The sequence below is a fragment of the Erwinia sp. genome (assembly GCF_031978025.1).
Classification (GTDB): Bacteria; Pseudomonadota; Gammaproteobacteria; order Enterobacterales; family Enterobacteriaceae; genus Erwinia.
In genome coordinates this window covers 1-5,072 of the sequence record NZ_DALZCD010000303.1, presented here as the reverse complement: position 1 = coordinate 5,072, position 5,072 = coordinate 1, and the positions used below count along the sequence as shown (strand labels likewise).

The following is a 5,072-nucleotide window of genomic DNA, read 5'->3' as shown; positions in this document are numbered from 1 at the left end:
CGGGGGATATGACCATGGCCCTGTGGCGCGGCGGCGACGTCATTCTGGGATCGATTCTGGCGCTGCTGTTCACCAGTATTTACCCACAGAAAGCCTATACCCACTGGCGCATCAAGCTTTCCGATTCCCTGCTGGAAACCGCAAAAATCTACCATGCCGGCTTTTCGCCTAATCTGGTAGACAAGCCCCGGCTGTCGCGTCCCCTGCAGCGGCTGCTGACCGGCGTGGTGAAAATGCGTTCACTGATCGTGCCCGCCAGCAAAGAGACACGCATTCCTCGCTCGGTTTTCGAAGGTATTCAGACCCTGAACCGCAATATGGTCTGTACGCTTGAGCTGCAGCTGAACGCCTGGTGGTCATCGCGTGAAAGCCATCTGATTATGCTTAATGCGCCGACGCTGAAGCGTACCCAACAGATGACGGAAAACACGCTGCGTGCGCTGTCAAAAGCGATAGTAGCGGGCAGTACCGATCAAATTTCTGCCAACAGTGCGGAACTGGCGGAAATCACTCGTGAGCTGCGGCAGCTGATCAAAGCCTCCAACAGCGACGAGCTGGTGGAAACGCCTATCCACGGCTATGTCTGGCTGAGTCTGGAGATGGCCGCGCAGCTGGAAAGGCTGTCGGATCTGATGCGTCTGGTGCTGCGTAAATAAACGATTAATAACAACTTACTGCGAAAAGCGCCGGTTCGCGCTAAGATAGCGCCAGTCCGACTCTACCACTACTCGCCTCGACAGCGGCTCGCCGCTAAGCTGAGCGTAACGATAATAATGCCTGCCCTGCAGGCCTGAACAGAAGGTGTTTCCATGGAAAATGCAAAGCAATCCTTTCAGGACGTACTGGAGTTTGTGCGGATGTTCCGTCGTAAGAACAAGCTGCAGCGTGAAATCCACGATATTGAAAAGAAAATCCGCGACAACCAGAAACGTGTGCTGCTGCTGGATAACCTGAGTGAATATATCAAGCCTGGCATGAGCGTTGAAGCCATTCAGGAAATCATCAGCAGTATGCGCAGCGATTACGAAGATCGCGTTGATGATTACATCATCAAAAACGCCGACCTTTCCAAAGAGCGCCGCGAGCTTTCCAAACGGCTCAAAGCAATGGGCGAGCCTAAAGAAGCCGTGGGCGAGCCTAAAGCGCAGTAGCCAAAGCTTAAAAACGAGAAAAAGGCGATCGACGATCGCCTTTTTTGATCCGCAAGGACAGGGTGGCAACCGCACGGAAAAATCATTTTTCTCCGGAAAAGACTTTGCATATCAGAGCGCCTTTTACCATCATCAGTAGAGTCTTCTCCATTTCTGGCAGGCAGCATCTTGCAAATATTCCGTGTTTCTCCGTTAGAGGCCATCAGGCGCACGCCCTGGTATCCTAAAAGACGTTCTTATCGGGTTCTGTTCTGGCGAGAAATCACGCCGCTGGCGGTACCGATCTTTTTTGAGAACCTTTGCGTGCTGTTGATGGGGGTGCTGAGCACCTTCCTGGTGAGCTGGCTGGGCAAGGAGGCGATGGCGGGTGTTGGGTTGGCCGACAGCTTTAATATGGTCATCATCGCTTTTTTCGCCGCTATTGATTTGGGGACGACGGTGGTGGTGGCGTTTAGCCTGGGCAAGCTCAATCGTGAGCGTGCCCAGTCGGCTGCCCGACAATCGCTGGTGTTGATGACCGTATTCGCCATACTGCTGGCGACAGGCATCGAATTTTACGGCGAATGGATCATCAATCTTATTGCCGGTAGCGCAGAGCCACGCGTAAAAGAGATGGCGCTGATCTATCTCAATATTACCGCCTGGAGCTATCCGGCCGCCGCCATTGCGCTGATCGGCTGCGGTGCGCTGCGGGGAGCGGGCAATACCAAAATCCCCATGCTGATTAATGGCGGCATGAATATCCTCAATATTATTTTCAGTACTGTGCTGATTTACGGCTGTTTTTCCTGGAAAGGCATGGGCTTTTTTGGGGCCGGACTGGGGCTGACTATTGCCCGTTACATCGGCGCGGCAGCGGTTATTTACGTGCTGGCGATTGGGTTTAACCCGCGGCTGAAAATTTCACTGAAAAGCTATTTCACCCGGCTCAACACCAATATCCTGATGGAAGTGTTGAGCATTGGCGTACCTGCCAGTATTGAGTCGGTGCTGTTTAACGGCGGCAAGCTGCTGACTCAGGTTTTTGTGGCGGGTATGGGCACCGACGTCATTGCCGGGAATTTTATCGCCTTTTCGGTTGCCTCGATGATTAACCTGCCGGGTAACTCGCTGGGTTCTGCCTCGACTATTATCGTCGGCACCCGACTAGGCAAAGGGCAGTTGAAACAGCCGGAGAGGCAGCTGCGGCATATTTTCTGGCTCTCGACCATCGGGCTGTGTGCGCTGGCTGCGCTGACGGTGCCCTTTGCCGGTATCCTGGCCTCGTTTTATACCCGCGACGAAGATGTTATCCATGTGGTCAAGATACTGATCTGGCTGAACGCGCTGTTTATGCCATTTTGGGCGGCATCCTGGGTGCTGCCTGCAGGACTGAAAGGCGCGCGTGACGCCAGGTTTACCATGTGGGTTTCGCTGCTGGGCATGTGGGGATGCCGCATTGTGGCTGGCTATGGGCTGGGCGTCGTGCTGGGCTTTGGCGTGGTAGGGATCTGGCTGGGCATGTTTCTGGACTGGATTGTGCGTGGTCTCTTTTTCTACCGCCGCATGACCAGCGGACGCTGGCTGTGGAAATACGCGCCCCGACAGGAGCCAGCCGATCAGGACCTGGCGCTGACAAAAAAATAACCGGAAATCACCATGCAATCGCCTCCTTCCGCCCGTCCGGAATCGCTGTTTCAGTACCGCTCTTTTGTGGCCTTTTGGCTGGCTCGTACCAGTTCCAGCTTTGGTTTTCAGATGCTCTCTATCGCGGTTGGCTGGCAGATTTATGCGCTTACCGGTCGCGCCTTTGATCTGGGGTTAATTGGGCTGGCACAGTTCCTGCCAGCGGTGGTACTGGCTCTGCCGGCCGGACACGTTGCCGACCAGTTCGACCGTCGTCGCGTGGTGTTGCTGGGGCAATTTACCGAGCTGCTGGCGATTGTCGCGCTGGCGGGACTGACGCTGATGCATCTGACCAGCGAACGGGTCATTTTGTCGCTGATTTTTGTCCTTTCCATTGCCAAAACGCTGGAAGCACCGTCGCTACAGTCAATGCTGCCCGCACTGGTTCCACCGGCTATCCTGGCCCGGGCGACAGCCGCTAACGCCGCGTCAATGCAGACCGCTTCCATGCTTGGCCCGGCGCTGGGCGGATTTTTATACGTTGCCGGGCCGCAGGCTGTTTATATCACTACCGGCGTGCTCTATCTGATCTCTGTGGTCATGGTCAGCCGTCTGCGCTACGACCATGCGCCGCCGCCGCGCACGCCAGCCACTTTTGCCAGCGTTTTTGCCGGGGTGAAATTTATCCGTAACCGGCCGGACGTACTGGGCGTGATTTCGCTGGATCTGTTTGCAGTCCTGTTGGGCGGCGCCACGGCGCTGCTGCCTATTTTCGCGAAAGATATCCTGCATACCGGCCCCTGGGGTCTGGGCCTGCTGCGCGGCGCACCGGCGGTTGGCGGTCTGCTGGTGGGGTTCTGGCTCAGCCGTCGCTCGCTGGAGCGTCATGTCGGAAAAATAATGTTTGCCTCCGTGGCCGGATTTGGCGCGGCGACGCTGGTGTTCGCACTCTCTAAAGAACTGTGGCTTTCCCTGCTGGCGCTGTTTGCGCTGGGCGGGTTTGATATGGTCAGTATGGTGATCCGCGGCTCGCTGGTGCAGCTGGATACGCCGGACGAAATGCGTGGGCGCGTCAGCGCCGTCAATTCGATTTTCATCAACACCTCTAATCAGCTCGGCGAGTTTGAGTCAGGAATGCTGGCGGCCTGGCTGGGCGCGGCTCCGGCGGCGGCCCTTGGCGGTATCGGCACGTTGGTTGTGGTCGGCCTGTGGATGGCCTGGTTCCCGAGCCTGCGCAAACGCCAGCGGCTACACGATCCTGCCGCTTCTTCCTGATTTTGCTATGAACAAGCGCCGTCAGGCCGTGGCGGCGCTGTACATCGTTTTTAACAGGCAGGGTGCTAATGGCACCCTCTTTTTTCGCTCGTTACTTCCATTTCCCCTCTTTTTTCCGAGGGTTAAACCCGTACCCTAAGTCATCCACGACCCAAAACCGCCTCGCTCGTTGTTGCAAATGAAAACCATTATCAATAAGATTGGCGCCCGGCAGTCCCGTTTTTGAGCATGGGTGAGGGAAGGTGATGAGATGACGGATGATTGGGATAGCGGCTCGCAGGCAGACTGGCAGCACAGACTTAGCCTGGGATCGCCAGCGGTTTTAACGGAAGGGGACAGCTGCACAGTGACCTTTTACTGGCAGGATCCTGCCGGGACGGCGCTGACTTCACCGGTGCGCCGGGTATGGATTTATATTACCGGTGTTACCGATCATCATCAGCCGCAGGCGCCGCAAAGCCTGCAGCGGATCCCCGGCACGGCTATCTGGCAGTGGCAGGTTCGGCTGAATGCGGGCTGGCGGGGAAGCTACTGCTTTATTCCTTCCGTCAATGAACAGGATTTCTCCGCCGGAGCGCTGCAAAACCCGCCCGATCCTATGGCGGTGCGCGAAGGCTGGCGCAGGCTACTGCCGCAGGCGATAGCCGATCCGCTTAACCCGAACGCCAGCTGGCGAGGCGGCCGCGGCCATCCTGTTTCCGCGTTGCATTTGCCCCAGGCGCCTGCGCAGCCGGGCTGGTCAGAGAAAGCCGATTTCACTGCGCCGCGCTGCCTGTCGTGGGAGAGCCAACGCCTGGGCAATCAGCGTCGGGTGTGGGTCTTTACCACCGGGGAAAGCCAGCCGGAACAGCGCCCGCTGGCGGTGCTGCTGGATGGTCAGTTTTGGGCGGAACAGATGCCGGTGTGGTCTGCATTGCAGGTGCAAACCCAGCGCGGCCAGCTGCCGCAGGCGGTTTATCTGCTGATTGATGCACTCGACACGCAGCATCGCAGTAAGGAGCTGCCCTGTCATCCAGACTTCTGGCTGGCGGTACAGGAAGA

The 5,072-nt window shown here is 57.0% G+C and carries 4 protein-coding genes and 1 pseudogene; all 5 read left to right on the top strand.

Annotated elements, in window-relative coordinates; genetic code table 11:
- Nucleotides 1-656 (top strand): annotated as a pseudogene (locus RTK32_RS18870) (FUSC family protein); the annotation flags it as partial.
- A 153-nt stretch (nt 657-809) separates the two neighbouring features.
- A complete protein-coding gene (locus RTK32_RS18865) occupies nt 810-1,151 on the top strand; it encodes a DUF496 family protein (protein WP_312046684.1) in 342 nt (113 codons plus the stop codon).
- 168 nt (nt 1,152-1,319) lie between these two features.
- Nucleotides 1,320-2,777, top strand: a complete 1,458-nt coding sequence (locus RTK32_RS18860; protein ID WP_312046682.1) for an EmmdR/YeeO family multidrug/toxin efflux MATE transporter — start codon at nt 1,320-1,322, stop codon at nt 2,775-2,777.
- A 12-nt stretch (nt 2,778-2,789) separates the two neighbouring features.
- Nucleotides 2,790-4,031 (top strand): MFS transporter, encoded by a 1,242-nt coding sequence (locus RTK32_RS18855; RefSeq protein ID WP_312046680.1) that lies wholly within the window; start codon nt 2,790-2,792, stop codon nt 4,029-4,031.
- Between the two features lie 250 nt (nt 4,032-4,281).
- Nucleotides 4,282-5,072 (top strand): enterochelin esterase (gene fes, locus RTK32_RS18850; RefSeq protein ID WP_312046678.1); only part of this gene is annotated, 791 nt, incomplete at its 3' end.

Bases quoted from the DNA above. Each gene is read 5' to 3' on its own strand.
- RTK32_RS18865 (WP_312046684.1), top strand. From the start codon at position 810: ATGGAAAATGCAAAGCAATCCTTTCAGGACGTACTGGAGTTTGTGCGG.
- RTK32_RS18855 (WP_312046680.1), top strand. From the start codon at position 2,790: ATGCAATCGCCTCCTTCCGCCCGTCCGGAATCGCTGTTTCAGTACCGC.